Annotated in this window: 17 protein-coding genes; 5 read left to right on the top strand and 12 right to left on the bottom strand. The window is 36.5% G+C overall.

Translation table 11 applies throughout. The features are described from left to right. Positions 1-12: 12 nt before the first annotated feature. From C0430_RS11420 to C0430_RS11430, 3 genes are all read right to left on the bottom strand, one after another. Positions 13-849: an OmpA family protein gene (locus C0430_RS11420; protein WP_290870045.1), complete on the bottom strand. Its 837-nt coding sequence runs from the start codon at positions 847-849 to the stop codon at positions 13-15. A 79-nt stretch (positions 850-928) separates the two neighbouring features. After that, positions 929-1,915 (bottom strand): glycosyltransferase family 2 protein, encoded by a 987-nt coding sequence (locus C0430_RS11425; protein ID WP_290870048.1) that lies wholly within the window; start codon positions 1,913-1,915, stop codon positions 929-931. Beyond that, the gene (locus C0430_RS11430) at positions 1,912-2,376 is read right to left on the bottom strand and encodes a type I restriction enzyme HsdR N-terminal domain-containing protein (protein ID WP_290870051.1); all 465 of its coding nucleotides are present in this window, start codon (positions 2,374-2,376) and stop codon (positions 1,912-1,914) included. Before C0430_RS11430 ends, C0430_RS11425 begins: the two co-directional genes overlap by 4 nt. A 48-nt stretch (positions 2,377-2,424) precedes the next feature. Between C0430_RS11430 and holA the strand changes: the two genes are divergently transcribed. Genes holA through ettA form a run of 3 tightly spaced genes read left to right on the top strand, consistent with a single transcriptional unit; the run spans position 2,425 to position 5,396 of the window. Further along, a complete protein-coding gene (gene holA / locus C0430_RS11435) occupies positions 2,425-3,429 on the top strand; it encodes a DNA polymerase III subunit delta (protein ID WP_290870054.1) in 1,005 nt (334 codons plus the stop codon). A gap of 50 nt (positions 3,430-3,479) precedes the next feature. Beyond that, positions 3,480-3,662: a CAL67264 family membrane protein gene (locus C0430_RS11440; RefSeq protein ID WP_290870057.1), complete on the top strand. Its 183-nt coding sequence runs from the start codon at positions 3,480-3,482 to the stop codon at positions 3,660-3,662. Between the two features lie 39 nt (positions 3,663-3,701). Further along, entirely contained in the window at positions 3,702-5,396 is a 1,695-nt protein-coding gene (gene ettA / locus C0430_RS11445) for an energy-dependent translational throttle protein EttA (RefSeq protein WP_290870060.1), read from the top strand. A gap of 270 nt (positions 5,397-5,666) precedes the next feature. Here the strand turns inward: ettA and C0430_RS11450 are convergent, their stop codons facing one another. Continuing rightward, complete coding sequence (locus tag C0430_RS11450) at positions 5,667-6,080, bottom strand: thiol-disulfide oxidoreductase DCC family protein (RefSeq protein WP_290870063.1); 414 nt, start codon at positions 6,078-6,080, stop codon at positions 5,667-5,669. Positions 6,081-6,109: 29 nt separating this feature from the next. Further along, the gene (locus C0430_RS11455; protein WP_290870066.1) at positions 6,110-8,275 is read right to left on the bottom strand and encodes a DNA mismatch repair protein MutS; all 2,166 of its coding nucleotides are present in this window, start codon (positions 8,273-8,275) and stop codon (positions 6,110-6,112) included. Positions 8,276-8,389: 114 nt separating this feature from the next. On the opposite strand from C0430_RS11455, the gene C0430_RS11460 reads away from it, so the two are divergent. Both C0430_RS11460 and C0430_RS11465 read left to right on the top strand, forming a co-directional pair. Then, positions 8,390-9,070 (top strand): uracil-DNA glycosylase, encoded by a 681-nt coding sequence (locus tag C0430_RS11460; RefSeq protein ID WP_290870068.1) that lies wholly within the window; start codon positions 8,390-8,392, stop codon positions 9,068-9,070. A 15-nt stretch (positions 9,071-9,085) separates the two neighbouring features. Beyond that, complete coding sequence (locus C0430_RS11465) at positions 9,086-10,228, top strand: serine hydrolase (RefSeq protein ID WP_290870071.1); 1,143 nt, start codon at positions 9,086-9,088, stop codon at positions 10,226-10,228. 25 nt (positions 10,229-10,253) lie between these two features. Here the strand turns inward: C0430_RS11465 and C0430_RS11470 are convergent, their stop codons facing one another. The 7 genes from C0430_RS11470 to C0430_RS11500 all read right to left on the bottom strand — a co-directional run bounded on the left by C0430_RS11470 (position 10,254) and on the right by C0430_RS11500 (position 20,437). Continuing rightward, a complete protein-coding gene (locus tag C0430_RS11470) occupies positions 10,254-10,790 on the bottom strand; it encodes a GNAT family N-acetyltransferase (RefSeq protein WP_290870074.1) in 537 nt (178 codons plus the stop codon). Positions 10,791-10,793: 3 nt separating this feature from the next. Next, entirely contained in the window at positions 10,794-11,660 is an 867-nt protein-coding gene (locus C0430_RS11475) for a nucleoside phosphorylase (protein WP_290870077.1), read from the bottom strand. Positions 11,661-11,768: 108 nt separating this feature from the next. Continuing rightward, positions 11,769-12,098 carry a translation initiation factor gene (locus C0430_RS11480; RefSeq protein ID WP_290870081.1) on the bottom strand — a complete coding sequence of 110 codons (330 nt, stop codon included), beginning with the start codon at positions 12,096-12,098 and terminating at the stop codon, positions 11,769-11,771. 70 nt (positions 12,099-12,168) lie between these two features. After that, on the bottom strand, positions 12,169-13,119 hold the full coding sequence (locus C0430_RS11485) for a 2-oxoglutarate and iron-dependent oxygenase domain-containing protein (protein ID WP_290870084.1): 951 nt from the start codon (positions 13,117-13,119) through the stop codon (positions 12,169-12,171). Between the two features lie 237 nt (positions 13,120-13,356). Next, a complete protein-coding gene (locus C0430_RS11490; RefSeq protein WP_290870087.1) occupies positions 13,357-16,881 on the bottom strand; it encodes a PAS domain S-box protein in 3,525 nt (1,174 codons plus the stop codon). Between the two features lie 280 nt (positions 16,882-17,161). Then, the gene (gene lpdA, locus C0430_RS11495; protein WP_290870090.1) at positions 17,162-18,550 is read right to left on the bottom strand and encodes a dihydrolipoyl dehydrogenase; all 1,389 of its coding nucleotides are present in this window, start codon (positions 18,548-18,550) and stop codon (positions 17,162-17,164) included. 132 nt (positions 18,551-18,682) lie between these two features. Further along, the gene (locus tag C0430_RS11500) at positions 18,683-20,437 is read right to left on the bottom strand and encodes an ABC transporter ATP-binding protein (protein ID WP_290870093.1); all 1,755 of its coding nucleotides are present in this window, start codon (positions 20,435-20,437) and stop codon (positions 18,683-18,685) included. Positions 20,438-20,476 lie beyond the last annotated feature (39 nt).

Genomic DNA, 20,476 nt, shown 5'->3' on the forward strand with positions numbered 1-20,476 from the left:
CTGGTTACTTTCTTATTGTTTTTGTTGTTTTTTCATTTCTTTTTCCACCATTTCGTAGAATTGGTCGATTTTTGGCAACACAACAATGCGGGTTCTTCTATTTCTAGCTTTGTTTTCGGCAGAATCATTGGCTACCAAAGGAACATAAGAACTTCTACCGGCAGCAATTAACTGTTCTGGTTTAACACCCAATTGACCAGTCAAAACGCGAATGATTGATGTAGAACGTTTTACGCTCAAATCCCAGTTGTCAAGCAATACTCCGTTTCCAACATAAGGAACGTTGTCTGTATGACCTTCGACCATACACTCAAAATCAGGTTTGTCATTTACCACTTTAGCCACTTTGGCCAAAACTCCTTTTGCTTTGTCGGTTACTTCATAGCTACCGCTTTTGAACAACAATTTATCTGCAATAGATATAAATACAACACCTTTTTCCACATTGATTTCAATATCTGGATCCGAAATTCCAACAGCACTTTTCAAACTAGTCACAACAGCAAGGGTAACACTGTCTTTTTTAGTTAAAGCATCTTGCATTCTTGAAATTTTTAAATCTTTTTCCTTGATGGATTCCAAAGCTTTTTCAATGTTTTCAGCTCCTTTTGTAGTAAGCACTGTCATGTCTTTAGATTGGGAAATCAAAGTTTGATTGTGTTCTTTCAATCCATCAACACTAGCTTTAAGCCCAGCTTTTTCTTCCAAACAGGAATTTAATTTTACGGTACATGTATTTAATAAGTCTTGAGTTTCTTTGTTTTTAGCTTCAAGATCTGCATATTTCTTTTTAGAAACGCAAGAAGTCATGACAGTCAATAAGGATAGTGCAATAACAATTTTTTTCATAGAGGATAAAATTTAATTAAACGTGAATTACAAAGTTAGTTTTTTAAGATTAGAATAAGGTTCTAAATTTATGTTAAAATTATTTTTCAAAAACCTTGCCAGCTTTGACATAATATTGAAAAACGATGCTTTTAGTTGTGTAGTATTTTTTAGATTGAAACAAATCTCTTTTCTTATAATGCACAGCAACAAGCTTGTAAAATGAAAAATGGGCTTTCAGAATCGCCAATAAATGTTTGAACTTTCCCTGAAAAAGAAATTGTATTCCAGCAACACCATCCAAAAGGAGTCGAACGAAAATTATGGGAATTAGTTGTTTTTTTGGGAGATTTTTCAATAACATCAACAACGAATTCCTGAAATTCAAGAATGTTTTCTTTGGATTTCCTTGTTGCAAAGTTGCTCCGCCCACGTGATAAACCACCGATTGTGAATTGTATTTTATTTGATGTCCTTTATTGAAGGCACGCCAACACAAATCGATCTCTTCCTGGTGCGCAAAAAAATCGGCATCGAAACCTTTTAATTCTTTGTAAACCGAACTTCGGATAAAAAAACAAGCACCCGAAGCCCAAAATATTTCGCGCTTGTCATCATATTGTCCGTTGTCTTTTTCCAAAGTTTCGAAAACACGACCACGACAGTATGGATAACCGTATTTGTCCACAAATCCACCTGCTGCACCGGCATATTCAAAGTATTCTTTTCGCTTGAAATCCAAAAGTTTGGGTTGGATGATGGCTGTTTTGGGTTCATTTTCGAAAGTTTCGATAATGGGTTTCAACCAGTTTTCGGTCACTTCTATATCGGAATTGACCAAGGCAAAAACATCGGAATCTACCTGTTTCAAAGCTTCATTGTATCCTTCGGCAAAGCCAAGATTGCTATCGTTTTGGATAATTTTTACCGTTGGGAAAAAAGCCTTGAGATACGAAACAGAATCATCGGTCGAAGCATTGTCGGCCACATAAATGTGGGCTTCGGGAGAATATTGAACAATCGAAAGCAAGAACTGTTCCAATAATTTTTCACCGTTCCAATTGAGAATTACGACTGCTATTTTCATTTGAATTGTTTCATTTTTAGTTTGTAATCCGGCAATGTTGCCAAAAATTCGTATTTTTCGTTCTCAAAATCCATTTGACAAAAGTAATGATTAAGTCCATTGGTTACCATCAAATATTCGGCTTTCAAGGTCATGTTGTAACGGGCGATTTGGTCAAAAGTGGCTTGTGCGGTTTTAATTTCCGGTGCTTTGCATTCGATCAAAACGAAAATGGAACCATCGGGATTGAACACGACAACATCGTATCTTTTTCGCAATCCGTTGACGTTTAAAACCTTTTCGACATTGACCAGGGATTTTGGGTATTTTTTTTCCTCCAATAAAAACCGAACCACGTGCTGGCGAACCCATTCTTCGGGAGTGAGAATGATGAATTTTTTCCTGATTTCGTCGAAAATAGACACTTTATTTTCGCTATTTTTGAAACGAAAAGAATAAGAAGGAAAATTGAGTTGCTGCATAAAGCAAAAGTAAGACTTTTAGATAATAGATAAAAGAGAATAGAGAAAATGGACGAAGTTTTAAAAATAGTCAATGACATCAAGGCAGGCAACATCAAACCCATTTATTTTTTGATGGGAGAAGAGTCCTATTACATTGACAAATTATCCGATTATATTGAAGGAAATGTGTTGACTGAAGACGAAAAAGGTTTCAATCAAACGGTTTTGTACGGAAGAGACGTAACCATAGAAGACATTGTTTCGACAGCCAAACGTTACCCGATGATGGCCGAGCGCCAAGTGGTAATTGTCAAGGAAGCCCAAGATTTGTCCAGGACTATTGACAAACTTGAAAGTTATGCCGAAAACCCAATGCCATCAACGGTTTTGGTTATTTGTTATAAATACAAAACCTTGGACAAGAGAAAAAAAGTGACCAAACTTTTGGCCAAGAACGGCATCGTTTACGAAAGCAAAAAACTGTATGAAAATCAAGTAGGGGATTGGATTAAACGCGTTTTGGCTGGAAAAAAATATTCGATTGAACCCAAAGCCAATGCAATGTTGGTTGAATTTTTGGGCACGGATTTGAGCAAAATCAACAACGAATTGGAGAAACTGCAAATTATTTTGCCCAAAGGCAGTACCATAACACCGCACCACATTGAGGAAAACATTGGTTTCAGCAAAGATTTCAATGTTTTCGAATTGCGAAAAGCCATCGGTGATAGAAACCAGTTGCGAGCCTACACCATTGCCGATAATTTTGCACAAAATCCGAAAGACAATCCTATTGTAATGACCACAAGCCTGGTTTTTAGTTTCTTTGTCCAATTGTTGAAATACCACGGATTGAAAGACAAGAATCCCAAAAATGTAGCCACTGCATTGGGCGTGAATCCCTTTTTTTTAAAGGATTATGATGTGGCAATCAAAAATTATCCGATGCGAAAAGTGAGCCAGATTGTTACTTCTTTGCGGGAAGTTGACGTGAAAAGCAAAGGAGTTGGGGCTAATGCTTTGCCCCAATCGGATTTATTGAGAGAAATGCTGTTTAAAATATTTAATTAGCAGCTAAAATTTTAGATATTTGTACTTCGAAAAAAAATAATACTAGAGATATGGGAATGAATAAAAATACCATTTTAGGATGGGCTACTTTAATAATGATATTGATGGGGTTTTTGCTTATAGGATTGGGCGCATTTCGATATGATGATGTTGCAGGATGGGGATTTGCAGCCGTTGGCGTGGGATTCTTGGCCAATGCCTGGGTTTTTAGTTCTTTAAAGGGAAGAGTGTAATTGTTTTGAATAATGAATTTTTAAATTTTATATAGAGAAATGGCAGACGATAAAAAAGTAATATTTTCGATGCAAAAGTTGAGTAAAACGTACTCAAGCAGCGACAAACCAGTATTGAAGAATATTTATTTGAGTTTCTTTTACGGAGCTAAAATTGGTATTTTGGGTCTAAACGGTTCGGGAAAATCGTCACTTTTGAGGATTATTGCCGGAGTCGATAAAAATTATCAAGGTGACGTGGTTTTTCAACCGGGTTATACCGTGGGTTATTTGGAACAAGATCCACAATTGGACGATAACAAAACGGTTATTGAAATAGTTCGAGAAGGAGTTGCCGAAACAATGGCAGTTCTTGAAGAATACAATAACATAAATGATTTATTTGGTCTTCCGGAAAACTATGAGGATGCCGATAAAATGGACAAGTTGATGGATCGTCAGGCTGCTTTGCAGGATAAAATTGATGCTCTTGGCGCTTGGGAAATTGATACCAAACTCGAAATCGCGATGGATGCTTTGCGCACTCCAGACGGTGATACTCCAATTAAAAATTTATCTGGAGGAGAGCGTCGTCGCGTTGCTTTATGCCGTTTATTATTGCAACAACCGGACGTTTTGTTACTGGATGAGCCTACGAATCACTTGGATGCGGAAAGCGTGCTTTGGTTGGAGCAACATTTGGCACAATACGCCGGAACCGTGATAGCAGTAACGCACGACAGATATTTCTTGGATAATGTTGCCGGCTGGATTTTGGAATTGGATAGAGGAGAAGGAATACCATGGAAAGGGAATTATTCTTCTTGGTTGGAGCAAAAATCAAATCGGATGGCATCAGAAGAAAAAGTGGCATCCAAACGCAGAAAAACTCTGGAACGAGAGTTGGACTGGGTGCGTCAAGGTGCCAAAGGTCGTCAAACGAAACAAAAAGCACGTTTGCAGAACTACGACAAATTATTGAACGAAGACCAAAAACAATTGGATGAAAACTTGGAAATCTACATTCCAAATGGACCTCGTTTAGGAACAAATGTTATCGAAGCCAAAAATGTGGCGAAAGCTTTTGGAGAAAAATTACTTTACGATAATTTAAATTTTAATTTGCCACAAGCTGGAATTGTTGGAATTATTGGACCAAATGGTGCCGGTAAATCAACTATTTTCAAAATGATCATGGGAGAAGAAAAACCCGATGGTGGCGAATTTTTGATTGGTGACACCGTAAAAATAGCTTATGTAGATCAATCCCATTCGAATATTGATCCTAATAAATCCATTTGGGAAAACTTTGCCGATGGACAAGAAATGATAATGATGGGAGGTCGTCAAGTGAATTCTCGCGCTTATTTAAGCCGTTTCAATTTTGGCGGAAGCGACCAAAACAAGAAAGTTTCGATGCTTTCCGGAGGTGAACGAAACCGCTTGCATTTGGCGATGACTTTGAAAGAAGAAGGAAACGTATTGTTACTGGATGAGCCAACGAATGATTTGGATGTCAACACGCTTCGTGCCTTGGAAGAAGGTTTGGAGAATTTTGCAGGTTGCGCCGTGGTGATTTCACACGACAGATGGTTCTTGGACAGGATATGTACACATATTTTAGCGTTCGAAGGCAACTCAGAAGTGTATTATTTTGAAGGAGGTTTCTCTGATTATGAGGAAAATAAAAAGAAACGTTTGGGTGGCGACTTGACTCCAAAACGTTTGAAATACAGAAAATTGATTAGGGGTTAAAAACCTATTCCAGATTGCTGTTTAATAATAAAGAGAGGATGTCTTTGCAGATTTCCTCTCTTTTTTTGTACACTTAATTTATAATCTTTCTCGGACTTGTCATTATAATAAAGGCTCTATTAAACCATATTGCTAAACCAAAAACAACTATTAAAAATCACCGTTTCAATATTACAATATCAAATATCCAATACCCTAAATTAAGATTGAGACAAATATATGGCTACTTTAAAACGTGGCACATGATAAATATCATAATAGGTGATTTTATTATAAAAATTTTGATTTTAATTCTGGTGTTGGCACCAAGCAGCTTTCTTTTTTACCATACCATTTGTAACGATTTTTGGCAATGTAATCATAAAGTTGGTTACTAATTCCCTTTGGGATTATCCGGAAAAGGGTTCCCAAATGTAAAAAACCACCAAGACTTTTTGCAATTTGCAATGCTGCTTCCGACTTGTAATAATAAGCAATTCCGGGTTCGTATAGAATTATACTGTCAATATTTGCGGGTTTAATTCCAATATGTTTTAGAATTTCTTGCCCCAATTCCGATTGCAAAGACACAAACCGAAATACATCTTTTTTATCGTGTTGAATCACAAATTGGACTGCTGAATCACATAAATTGCATTCGCCGTCAAAGAGGATTATTTTCTTGTTTGGAGGAAAATTAAGCATGATTTAAAATTTGAAATGCAACATTTAAATTATTTTTTAACCGATTCGACCAATTCCAATAGATCCAAACTTACTTTTGAAGTGAATATTCCATAATTTACGGTTGCCTTGTTTTTCTCAATATGGTCAATGCTTCCCACTGATTTTCCGTCGGACATTCGTACTCTGTCGCCTACTTTTAGGACAGCTTTTGGTTTTTCGATAATGGGTTTTAGTTTTTTTTCTTTTTTAGCGACCCTGATTTCTTCGACCTTAACCTCGATTTCTTTGATTACTTCTTTTTTCTTTTCCACAATCGCTTTGATTTCTTTGGGTGTAGCTTTCTTGCGTTTAGAATTTTCGATTTCGATTATTTTCAAAAATTCTCCAATGAGATCTTTCTTGTTTTTATTGTTGAAATAATTTTCGGCAATCGATTCAATTTTTTGTCCAATGTAAATCGTTTTCTGGTTACTGTCGTACAATTCCTGGTAGCTTTCCAGTTTTTGCTTAATTTTCACGTTGATGGTTTCCATTTTTCTGCCTTCTTCGCGCGCTTTTGTTTCTTCTTCCTTGAGTATTTGCGAAGTTTTTTCCAACTTCGAACGCTCTTTTTGAAGTGTGGCAATGGTTTTGTCAAAACGCACTTTCCCCACTTCGATTTTCTTTTTCGCTCGATTGATTAAACTGAAAGGAATTCCGTTTTTCAAAGCCACTTCAAACGTAAAAGAGCTTCCCGCTTGACCTAAAACCAATTTATACATGGGTTCCAATGTTTTTTCGTCAAACAACATATTGGCATTTATGGCAAAAGGCAATTCGTTGGCCAAAATTTTAAGGTTCGAATAATGTGTCGTTATGATCCCGAACGCTTCACGGTGATAAAATTCTTCCAAGAAAATCTCGGCCAAAGCACCACCTAATTCCGGATCGGAACCGGTTCCAAATTCATCAATCAAGAACATTGTTTTCTTGTTGCATTTCTTCAAGAAGTAGTTCATGTTCTTGAGTCGGTAACTGTAGGTACTTAAATGATTTTCAATGGATTGATTGTCGCCAATGTCTGTTAAAATTCTGTCAAACAAAAAGGTTTCACTGCGTTCGTGAACGGGAATCAACATTCCGGATTGCAACATTAATTGGAGTAATCCAACGGTTTTCAGCGAAATGGTTTTTCCTCCAGCATTGGGTCCAGAAATTACGATGATTCTTTTTTCCTGATTTAATTCAAAAGTTTGAGGATGCGTTATTTCGTTTTTTTGTTTGTTGTTCAAATACAAAATAGGATGGAAGGCATCCCTGAAATACAATCTGCGATTATCCGTAATTGTTGGTAAAATTCCATTGATTCTGTTGGCATATTTTGCTTTTGCGGCAATCACGTCAATATCGCTTAAGAAATCCTGGTATTGGATGAGCAAAGGTAAAAATGGCCGAATTTGGTTGGATAATTGTTTTAAAATTCGGGTGATTTCTTCTTTTTCCTCGTATTCTAAATTGCTCAATTCACGGGAATATTTCAAGGTAGTTTCGGGTTCAATATAAGCAATACTACCCGTTTTGGAACTGCCCAAAATAGAACCTTTCACTTTACGACGATACATCGCCAAAACCGCCAAAACCCTACGATTTTGAACAAAACTTTCTTTAATGTCGTCCAAATATCCAAGGGAATTGTATTGGGTTAAAGCAACTCCAAAACTTTGGTTTACTTTGCCCCGAACGAGATTCATTTCCCGTCGAATATTCAATAAATCGGGAGAAGCATTGTCCTTAATTTCTCCATATTTATCAACCACGACATCAATCAAGCTGCTGATTTCTTTGGTAATTTGAATTTCGGAAGCTTTTCTATTCAAATAAGGATAATAATCATCGAATTTCTTGAAATAATTCAGCATAAAATTCGTGGTTTCGGATATGGTTGCAATTTTTCGGAATCCGCCCACTTCCAGAAAGCTGTCTTCTATTGCCAAAAACTTGATTTCATACGTAATCGCATCAAATCCGTGATTGGGAATGGCGTTGTTATTTTGGAAAGATGAAACATATTCCGAGGTTTGCATCAAGGCATTCATCAAGGTTTCCTTGTCTCTGAAAGGCGTAATTTGTAGCGCTTTTTGCTTGCCAATATCGGTGTTGCAAATCGCCGAAATGGTTTCGAGAACGGTTGGAAATTGTAAGTCTTGAAGTGTTTTTTCTGTAATGGATATCATTTTTGTGTCGAAAGTCTAATGTCAAAGCTCCAAAGTTACAAAGTAATAAAGTCAAAAACCATTTTCTAGTGGCACTTTGCGAAAACTTTACGAACTTTGCTAAAAGATATATTTATGCAACCCCAAATCAATCCTTCCTGGCAAACAATTTTATCCGATGAAATCCGGAGTTCTTATTACCAAGATTTGATGAAAGCTGTCGATGAAGAATATCAAAACCACATTTGTTTTCCTCCAAAAGAATTGATTTTTGCGGCTTTCGACCATTGTTCATTCGATGATTTGAAAGTGGTAATCATTGGTCAAGACCCGTATCACGGCATTAATGAAGCTAATGGTTTAAGCTTTTCGGTGAATGATAATATCCGAATTCCGCCATCGTTGCGCAATATTTTCAGGGAATTGAATGACGATTTTGGAACTGTTTTTTTGCCTACTTCTGGTAATTTGCAACATTGGGCAAAGCAAGGTGTTCTACTTTTAAATGCATCACTTTCGGTTCGAATGGACAGTCCCAACAGCCATAAACACTTGAAATGGAATACTTTTACCGATGCCGTAATCCAGAAAATTTCGGATGAAAAAGAACAGGTGGTTTTTTTGCTTTGGGGAAGTTTTGCCCAAAAGAAAGGTTCCAAAATTGACCGAACCAAGCATTTGGTTTTAGTATCGGGACATCCATCACCAATGAGTGCCAATCAAGGAAAATGGTTTGGAAACAAACATTTTAGTAAAACTAACCTATATTTGGAAGAGAAAGGAAAAATTCCCATTGAATGGAATTCCAATATGTAATTTAAAAATTCCCAAATGAAAATCTACAAAAGTTTATTAATAATTGCCCTGATTTTTTTGGAGTTTGGATGTTCTGCAATGAAAAAAAATATCTTGCAGGAGACATTGGCTTCTGCTAATCCGAAGATAAAAAAGGTGATGTCAAATCCTGAAGCATTCGAGCTTCAAATTATTTATACCCAGATTTTAAGGGACAAAAACAACAAAGTAAGTTTTAAAGATTTTACTTATCGTTTGAATGCCGAGAACTACTTTTATCCGGCAAGTACGGTCAAATTTCCTATCGCGGTTTTAGCTTTGGAAAAGTTGAACACCATTGAAAATACTTCAAAAGACACTGAATATGTCATCGAAGGAAAGCCTGAAAAACTTCGATTTTCGGAAGAAATTTCTAAAATTTTTGCGGTTAGCAGCAACGAAGCCAGTACTAATTTGTTGGAATTTATTGGGTTTGACTATTTGAATGAAAGTATGAAAGCCAAAGGACTATCGCCTTTTAGGGTTTCAAATAGAGTGAGTGCTCCAGATGCGGGAAACCCAATTACAAAACCGATTACACTTTATAAAGACGATAATACCGTTGTGATTTTGCCTGAAATTCATAACAAACCCAGTGTTCCTTTGACGATGAATAAACTGAAAAAAGGAATTGGATACATGAAAGAGGACAACTTGGTTAATGAGCCATTTGATTTTTCGAACAAGAATTATTTCCCGCTGGAAACGCTTCAGAATACAATGAAAAGAATTGTTTTTCCGGAAGCATTCAAAGAATCGGAACGGTTTAATTTGACCGAAAAAGAAAGGGAATTTATCTTGTATTCGATGCAAAATGTTCCCAAAAATGCGGGTTATGATCCTGCTATTTATCATGATGGCTATTGCAAGTTTTTTATGTTTGGAGACACAAAAGAAAATATTCCGGCCAATATTAAAATTTACAATAAACCGGGCGATGCTTATGGAACTTTGATTGATTGCGCTTATATTGTTGATGCAGCCAATAAAGTTGAGTTTATGGTTTCGGCTACTCTTTTGGTCAATAATGACGGAGTTTTCAATGATGATAAATATGAATATGAAACAATAGGTTTGCCTTTTCTGGGAGAACTTGGAAGGCAACTTTACGCAAAAAACTTGCAAAGTAAATCCAAATAAATTTGGGTTAGATGTCTATGCGAAACTAACCCAAATTATAATTTTCATTTTCCAATTGATACCAATTCCACGAAACTCCATCTTCAAGATATTGTTCTGTCATTTGCATTCCAATTTTTTGAAGAATTTTATTCGAAGCGGCATTGTTTGTATGAGCTGCGGCTTCCATAGTTTTGATATTCATCGTTTCGAAAGCATATTTTAACCAAGTAAAAGTTGCTTCGCTAGCGTATCCTTTTCCCCAGAATTTTTCGTCCAATCGATAACCGATATCGTAAAAATTAACTTTGTTGTTAACCACTTCGGTATTGTATTTTAATCCAGCCCAACCAACAAATTCATTGGTTTCTTTCAAAATCATGGCAAATCTGCCAATGCCATTGTCAATATATTGTTTTCTGACAGAGGCAATGATTTCAATAGTTTCCTCGATTTTTTGAACAGGTTTATTCCACAAGTATTGGTGAACCTTGAGATTGCTGTCCATGGCAAAAAAAGCCTCTGCATCAGAAAGTTGTAGTTCACGAAGGATGAGTCTGTCGGTTTCGAGGATTAAATTCATGAATTATTCTGCTAATTTTCCCAAAGCATAAGCTATCAATTCATCAACAGCTTTGTATGGATCTTCGCTAAAAGTTCCGTTGGCACGATTGGCAATGATGGCGTTTAACGATAAACAATTGTGTCCCAAAAGTTTTCCAAGTCCATAAATGGCACCTGTTTCCATTTCGAGATTGGTCATTCGAGTGCCATTGTAATTGAAACTGTCCATTTTAGAATTCAGGTTTTCGTCTTGAATGTTCAAACGCAAAACTCTTCCTTGTGGCCCATAAAAACCTCCGGCAGTTCCCGTGATTCCTTTGAAAATTCGGTCACTTTCCATTCGTTTTTCCAGTTTTTCGGAACAAGAAATTACGTAAGGACGTCCTTTTCTCAAATCCCAATTGGTGTGTTTGATAAAGGCATCTTCCATTTCAATTTCCGAGATTTCGTCAATCAAGTAGGAGCGAAGCATATTGTCCAATCCCAATCCAAATTTGCCCATCACAAAACTATCCACGGGAATATCGGCTTGTAACGAACCTGATGTCCCAATGCGGATAATATTTAGCGAAGTAAGATTTTCTTTTGGTGCTCTGGTTTTTAAATCGATGTTGACCAATGCGTCCAATTCGTTCATCACAATGTCAATGTTATCGGGACCAATTCCGGTTGACATTACCGTAATTCTTTTTCCTTTAAAAATCCCGGTTTGGGTTTTGAATTCTCTTTTTTGGGTCGAAAATTCGATGCTGTCAAAGAATTGCGTGATTTTTTCGACACGATTTTGATCACCCACAAAGATGATGTCGTGTGCAATATGTTCTGGTAGTAAGTTCAAATGATACACACTCCCGTCTGGGTTGAGTATCAATTCTGATGATTGTATCATTATTTATATTTTACCGCAAAGGCGCAAAGTTTTATCGCAAAGCGCACAAAGCTCATTAGTATTATTATTTTTTAATCTGAAAACTGAAAACTGAGACTGCCAACTTATTTACCCTCCAACTCGTTTTACTTTAAAGCCTTTTTCTTTGAGTATTTGCATGATTTTGTCGCGATAATCTCCTTGAATGATTATGGAATCATCCTTGAAAGTTCCGCCAACGCTCAATTTGGTTTTGATTTCTTTGGCCAGAATTTTAAAATCTTCGTCCGTTCCTTCGTAGCCTTCGATTATGGTGGTGGCTTTTCCTTTTCGCTTTTCGAATTTGCAAATCATCGGTTCTTTTTGAATAAAAAGCACGTGATCTTCTTCTTGAACTTCTTCAGGTTCCGATTCGATGTGGTCGGGAAATAAATTTTTCAATTGCTCTTGTAAGTCCATATTTAAAGTATAAAAACCTAAAAAGACATCAAGTAAACTCAATGTCTTTCTTACTTTATAAAGTTATAAATTATTTTTTGATTAATCCTAAATCTACCAATCTTTCGTACAAGTAATCTCCGGCTGTAATGTCCTCGAATTTCTTAGGGTTTTCAGCATCGATGCAATTTTCCAGGCAATCCAATTTCATGTCGCTCACGGGATGCATAAAAAACGGAATGGAATAACGTGAAGTTCCCCATAATTCCCTTGGTGGATTCACCACTTGGTGGATGGTGGATTTCAATTTATTGTTGGTGTGACGCGACAACATATCGCCTACATTTATGACTAATTCGTCTGGTTGTGCAATGGCGTCAATCCATTCTCCATCGTGATTTTGAACTTGCAATCCACGACCTTGGGCACCCATCAAAAGGGTAATCAAATTGATGTCGCCATGCGCTGCGGCACGAATCGCATTTTCAGGTTCAGAAGTTATGGGTGGATAATGAATTGGACGTAAAATAGAATTGCCTTCTTTGGCATATTCATCAAAATAAAATTCGTCCAAGCCAAGGTGTAAAGCTAAAGCTCTAAGTACATAAACTCCTGTTTTTTCTAGCATTTGGTAGGCTTCTTTCCCTACAATGTTAAAACGGGGCAATTCTTTTACTTCTACATTGTCAGGATATTCTGCAGCGTGTTTGGAGTCTTTCTCGACATATTGGCCAAAGTGCCAAAACTCTTTTAAATCCCCTTCTTTTCTGCCTTTGGCGTGTTCTTTTCCAAAAGAAACATAGCCTCTTTGTCCTCCAATTCCGGGAATTTCATAACCGTGTTTGGTTTCTAATGGCAATGCGAAAAAGTTTCTTATTTCGCCATACAATTCTTCGACTAATTGGTCGTCTAAAAAATGCCCTTTTAAGGCAACGAATCCAATTTCTTCAAAGGCACTTCCGATTTCATTTACAAATTTTTGTTTACGTTTCGGGTCATCCGAAAGGAAATCACGCAAGTCAACACTAGGAATGTTTTGCATAGTATAATTTAATTTAAACTTAAAAAAGGTTGTTAAACCTCGAACCAACAAATATAAAGAATAATTTTAAATTTGGATTTTAAAAGCAAAAATATAATTTATGCCATAATAGTTTTAGAAAAGGATTTAAAGCCAAAAAAATCCGCTTTGTTTTACAAAACGGATTCCTGCTAGAGGTGTGCCATTTGAATGTATTTGCAATGTCATTGCCTTGAAACCCTTCAACGAATTATTTTATCAAGAAAAATATTTTTGTAAAAGTGTTAAAAATTCATGTTTGTCTATGGGTTTTGAAATGTGATCATTGCATCCTGCATTAATTGCCTTTTGTATATCATTGCTTAGTCCATTGGCTGTTTGCGCAATGATGATGACATCTTTATTAAATTTTCTAATTTCTTGAGTCGCTTCATAACCATCTTTTATAGGCATTTTTATATCCATTAATATCAAATCAATATCGGGATTATTGCTGCAAACGGTGATGACTTCGGCTCCATTGGAAACGTTCAGGGTTTGCTTGCTAAATGGTTGAACCACTTTGTTGATAAAAAGTTTTGATATTTCGTCATCTTCAGCAATGAGAATTTTTAGCTTTTTGAGATGACTTACTATTTCATTGTCTATTTTACGGTTTTGATTATTGGTTTTTTTATTTAATTTATTGTCGTATGGAATGGTAAAATAAAAAGTGCTTCCTTTTCCTGGTTCACTGTCCATCCAGATTTTTCCACCAAGCATTTCAACAAAAGCTTTTGAAATGGACAACCCTAATCCGGCACCTTGAATGGCTTTTTTGTCATCAATATCAGCTTGTATGAATCGCTCAAATACTGCATTTTGTCTGTTTTTTGGAATTCCAATACCGGTATCGCTAACAAAAAATTCCAGGTATTTTCCCTTTTTTATGTATCCAAATTCTATTACGCCTTCATTAGAATATTTAACGGCATTTTTAACCAGATTGATGAGAATTGCAAAGACTTTTTCACGATCTGTTTTGATGATTGAATCTACCGATGTCAAATTTTTGATACAGGACAACTTCATTCCCTTGATTTCCACTTCTGGCTTAAAGAAGGTGTAGATGTAATCAATTTGATCATTTATGTTGGATTCCGTCATTTTCACTTTCATGAGTCCGGATTCGATTTTAGATATGTCGATAATGTCGTTGATTATATTGAGCATTCTGGTACCACTTTTTTCTATGATGTCAATATATTCTTTCTGTTCTTCGCCGGATAACATTGGGTCTTTGAGCAGTCCTGCAAAACCCAGAATACCGTTCATTGGAGTGCGTATTTCGTGACTCATGTTTGCAAGAAAGGATGTTTTTAGCTTATCGCTTTCTTCCGCATGATTTTTGGCGATTATTAATTCTTCATTTAAGTGTTTGTATTCTAGATTTTGTGCTTCAATTTTATTGTTTTTTTCTTCCAGCAAAAGGTCTGTTTCTTTACGATACGTGATGTCTTCCTTTATGGCAATAAAATGTGTGGTTTCTCCTTTTGCGTTTGTGATGGGGGAAATACTTGCAGCTTCCCAATAAAATTCCCCATTTTTTCTCTTATTAAGAAATTCCCCTCTCCAGTCTCCGCCTTTACTTACTATATCCCATAATTCCTTATATTCCTCCGGTTTGGTATACCCCGATTTTAAAACTCGAGGATTTTGTCCAATGACATCTTCCAAATTATAACCCGTAGTTTCCACAAATTTTGGATTCACATATTCGATTTTCCCTGTAGTATCGGTGATAACAATGGTTGTTGGACTTTGTTCTACGGCTTGCGAAAGTTTGCGTAGTTTTTCTTCTACTTCTCTGCTTTCCGTGATATCTTCGATCATGCAAAGATGTTTGGTATGGATTTCATTATTGATAGATATGGGAGTCACGGTCATGTTGATCCAAACAATAGTATTATCGGGTTTTATATAGCGTTTTTTCATTTGGAATCCAGGAATTTTCCCTGAATTCATGAGCGCCATATTATCCAAGTCTTCCTGAACATCTTCAGGATGCGTGATGGACATCCAGTCAATGGTAGCCATTTGTTCGATTGTTCTGCCCACAATTTGGGCAAACATTTGATTTACTTCATAGATATGGCCTGTATTTGAATCGACCAAGGCAATGCCCATGGGAGTTTCATTAAATATGGTTTTAAATCGTTTTTCACTCTCGCGTAATGCTAGTTCAGATAGCTTCCTTTGTGTAATATCCCGACCAATCCCCATTATTCCCGTCACTTGGGATTTGTTGTCATAAAGCGGTGTTTTTATGGTTTCAACCAACTCGACATGGCCATCACTTGCAAAGGTTAATTCTTCTTCATTCATGATTGGTTTACCAGCTTCCATGGCAATTCTATCATTTTTTCTAAAGAAGTCAGCTAATTCTTTGTCAAAAAAATCATAATCTGTTTTTCCGATAATATATTCTTTTGTGGATCCAGAAAGTTGTTCAAAACGGGTGTTGCATTCCAGATATACTCCATTTTTATCCTTTAACCAAACTAAATCGGGACTTCCAGAAATCATTCCTTTCAGTTTATTTTCACTCTCTCTTAGTTTTTCTTCAGCTAACACGCGTTCAGTAATGTCTCGAAGTACTCCTTCGTGAAACAGGGTGTTTTTTGTTTTGTCGAAAGTTAACCATCCGTGGTCTTCCACCCATACTTCGGATCCGTCCTTTTTTTTCATCCGATAAACCCCTAATTCTTTTTCTTCTACTTGGAGTGCCACACTATCGCGATCGGATAGTTCAAAGTATAGTTGGGATTTTATATCGATGGCCATTAGTTCTTCTTTGCTGTCATATCCAAGTATTTTGACCATGGCGGGATTGACCTCAATAAATTTGCCTTCGTCGGTACTTTTATACACACCGTCAGGCATATTCTTGATTAAGTTTTTGTATTTTTTTTTGCTTTCTTTTATATTTGTTTCTGCTTGTTTGCGCATCAATGTGGTGCCAATATTGGAACAAATTCCTTCAAAAAAATGAATTTCCTCCTTGGTAAAAGCATTAGTTTCTTTGTGGTTGAGTTGCAGTGTGCCTACAATTTTATGGTTGGCCATAATGGGAATTATGGCAACGGAACCATATTTTGAATGAATACAAGTGTTTTTTGGGTTTAATTCAGTTTTCTTATCCGTAAATAATTCCAATGAAGGAGAAGAATTATTGGTAACATAAGCTCCAGTTTTTGTGACTGATCCATTTTCTGGGTCAATTTTATCAAAAATAGCTAATGAACAACTACATTCCAGTTTATTGTTTCCCTCTCTTTTTTTGCAAGACAATTCATTTTCGTCATCTTCAAGGGATGAATTTTCCTTTTGGATACAATTTTCCTGAAAACCAATTTGAGAATAATAAGGCGAATTATTATCTGTTTTGATGCAGATTCCAACGGCAGAAAATTTTTTTTCTGTTTGAATTAATTTAAGAACAGCATCAATAATTTTTTTTAGGCCAAGATTGCCGTTAAGCAAAACCAATATTTGATTGGAAAGAAATTGGAATTTACGGGTTTCCTCCTTCAATAAGATTAGTTCATCGTGCTCTAATTCCAGTTTTTGAATAAGCTCCAATGTTGGCTCTTTAGAAAGTTTAGTTACTGTATTTTGGGACTCATAACCTAGCTTTTCAACACTAATTTCTTTTTTGTATAAATCTAGGATTGCATTATGCTTTTGCTGTAAATCCTGCAACTCCCATAAGAGTTCTTCTTTGGTTCTACTGTCAATATCCATTTGTAAATTATATTTAGGTATAAATATAGGTTTATGGGGCTTTTAGAGTTGAAAATAAGTGGTTTTTGGCCACAATTTGGAACCGTCTTCAAATGTAATGAATTAAGTGGTAGTTTTTTATAATTATTTAATAGTTTTTCTTGCCATAAACATTATTCATAACAAATAAATTTCTAGATAAATAATTTATAACAGAATTAGTTAATAAGGAGTTGATTTTAAAGAAAAATCCGTTCTGCTTTCACAAAACGGATTTATGTATAAATATAAAATAGTTAATTTACAAGTGGATTACCTCGCCATAAGCATCGGCAACGGCTTCCATAACAGCTTCACTCATTGTTGGGTGAGGGTGAATCGATTTAAGGATTTCGTGACCTGTTGTTTCCAGTTTACGAGCCACAACTGCTTCGGCAATCATGTCCGTAACACCGGCACCAATCATGTGGCACCCCAACCATTCGCCGTATTTGGCATCGAAAATTACTTTCACGAAACCATCCGAATTTCCGGAAGCTTGTGCTTTTCCAGAAGCAGAGAACGGGAATTTTCCCACTTTAATTTCATAACCTAATTCTAGCGCTTTCTTTTCAGTCAAACCTACAGAAGCGATTTCAGGAGTAGCGTAGGTACAACCCGGAACGTTTCCGTAATCGATTGGATCCACGTGAAGACCAGCGATTTTCTCCACACAGTTAATTCCTTCGGCAGAAGCAACGTGTGCCAATGCTTGTCCCGGAGTAACGTCTCCAATGGCATAATATCCAGGAATGTTGGTTTGGTTGTAAGCGTTTACCAAGATTTTGTCTCTATCAACGGCAATTCCCACTTCTTCCAATCCAATGTTTTCGATGTTGGTTTTGATACCAACGGCAGACAACAAGATGTCGGCTTCCAAAACTTCTTCTCCTTTAGCGGTTTTAACGAAAGCTTTAACTCCATTTCCAGAAGTATCAATTCTTTCTACAGATGAATTTAACATTACTTTAATTCCTGCTTTTTTCAACGATTTTTCAAATTGTTTCGAAATATCTTCGTCTTCTACAGGAACTACATTTGGCATAAATTCCACTATGGTCACATCAGTTCCCATTGAGTTGTAGAAATGGGCAAATTCAACACCAATGGCGCCAGAACCAACAATGATCATTTTTTTAGGTTGACTTGGCAAGTTCATTGCTTGACGGTAGCCAATTACTTTTACACCGTCTTGTGGCAAGTTTGGCAATTCACGAGAACGTGCTCCAGTGGCAATAATGATATGGTCTGCTGAATATTCAGAAACTTTTCCATCTTTATCGGTAACGTCCACTTTTTTGCCTGGTTTTATTTTTCCAAAACCATCAATAACGTCAATTTTATTTTTCTTCATCAAGAAAGTAACTCCCTTGCTCATTCCTTGTGCAACACCACGGCTACGTTGAATTACTGCCGGGAAATCTTTGTCGAATGAGGAAACAGTCAATCCATAATCAGAAGCGTGTTTCAAGTAATCAAAAACCTGTGCAGATTTTAATAACGCTTTCGTGGGAATACAACCCCAATTCAAGCAAACCCCACCAAGGTTTTCCTTTTCGATTACGGCAACTTTAAAGCCTAACTGTGATGCTCTAATGGCTGTAACATATCCGCCTGGTCCACTTCCTAAAACTATAATATCGTATTTCATGTGTCTGTTTTTTCTAAATTAAATTCAGTTGGCAAAATTAAGGATTTATTTTATTAATGAAAAAGTTTACCGTTTAAAGTTTAAATGGATTGCTACTTAAAATGGTTAGAATTTTAAATATATGTTTTCAAACTAATTTTCAACGGCAAACTGCGAATCATAAAGGTTTTTATAATAACCACCTTCTTTGATTACCAATTCTTGGTGTGTTCCTTGTTCCACAATCAAGCCCTTGTCCATCACCACAATTTTATCGGCATTGATGATGGTAGCCAATCGATGCGCAATCACGATGGAAGTTCTTCCTTTGGTAATCGTTTCGGTCGCTTTTTGGATTAATTCTTCAGAATATGTATCTATGGAAGATGTGGCTTCATCTAAAATAAGGATACTCGGATTGCTGACATAAGCACGAAGAAAAGCAATCAATTGACGTTGTCCGGAAGACAACATTACGCCGCGTTCTTTCACGTCAAAATCATAATTGTCGGGCAAACTCATGATGAATTTGTGGACGCCAATTTTTTTGGCCGCAGCCAAAACCTGTTCCCGCGAAATATCGGGATTGTTTAAAGTGATATTATTGAAAATTGTGTCGGCAAAAAGGAAAACGTCCTGCAAAACTACGGCAATTTGTTTGCGCAACGACTCCAAAGTATAGTTTTCGATATTGTGGTCGTCAATGCAAATGGTTCCGCTGTTGATTTCGTAAAAACGGTTCAGCAAATTGATGATGGTCGATTTTCCGGCTCCCGTTGCACCAACTATGGCCACTGTTTTTCCCGCTTTCACGTCCAAATCTATGCCTTTTATCACTTCTTCATTGGCAATGTAGCCAAAATGAACATCCTTAAATTGGATACTTCCCTTGAAAATAGGCGCTTCCACTGTTCCCGTGTCCTGGATTTGGTCTTGGGTGTCGAGAATGTCAAAAACACGATTGGCGGCAATCATCCCGAGTTGCATCTCGTTAAATTTATCCGCAATTTGACGCAGCGGGTTGAACAACATTCCTATGAACATCGTATAGGAAAACAAGTCTCCGAGTGTCGTAAAATTATCGCCACCCAATATTTTGAAACCTCCATACAATACAATAAAACCAAGAGTCAACGATGAAATAATATCAGCGATAGGGAAGAAGATGGAGTTGTATAAAATGGTTTTTATCCAAGCTTTGTTGTGTTTTTCGTTAATCGATTTGAATTTTTCTAATTCAATGGATTCCCTATTAAATAATTGGACAATTTTCATTCCCGTAACGCGTTCCTGCACAAAGGAATTCATATTGGCAATTTGTGTTCGCACTTCTTCAAAAGCGATTTGCATTTTCTTTTGAAATATTCGCGTGAAAAAAACCAATATCGGCATCGCTATAATCACGATCCAAGTGAGTTTCCAGTTCATGTAAAACATAAAAATCAATACCACGACCATTTTCATCAAGTCGCTTATGATCATAAACAATCCTTGACTAAAAATACGGGCAATTGCCTCGATATCGGAAACGGAACGTGTCACGAGTTGTCCCACGGGCACATTGTCAAAATACTTCATTTTGAAACTTAAAATGTGTTTAAACATTTTGGTTCGAATATCTTTTACAATGTCTTGTCCCAACCAATTGGCCCAATACACGAAGAAAAACTGCGAGAAAACTTCCAATAAAAGAACAAAACCCATTAGGCTCACGTAAAGTAAAAGTCCGAATTGATCGTGTGTTTTTATGTATCCATCAACGGTTTGTTTTAATAAATAAGGGCGTAAAGCCGCAAAAATCGACAACGAAATGGCGAAAGCAATCACGAAATAGAATCGTGATTGATAGGGTTTTGTATATTTTAATATTCTTTTGAATAATCGGGTATCGAATGCTTTTGCTTTCATAACTTTTCAGGAACTTTATCCTGTGGCTCTTTATAATTT

The sequence above is a fragment of the Flavobacterium sp. genome (assembly GCF_013823965.1).
GTDB lineage: Bacteria > Bacteroidota > Bacteroidia > Flavobacteriales > Flavobacteriaceae > Flavobacterium.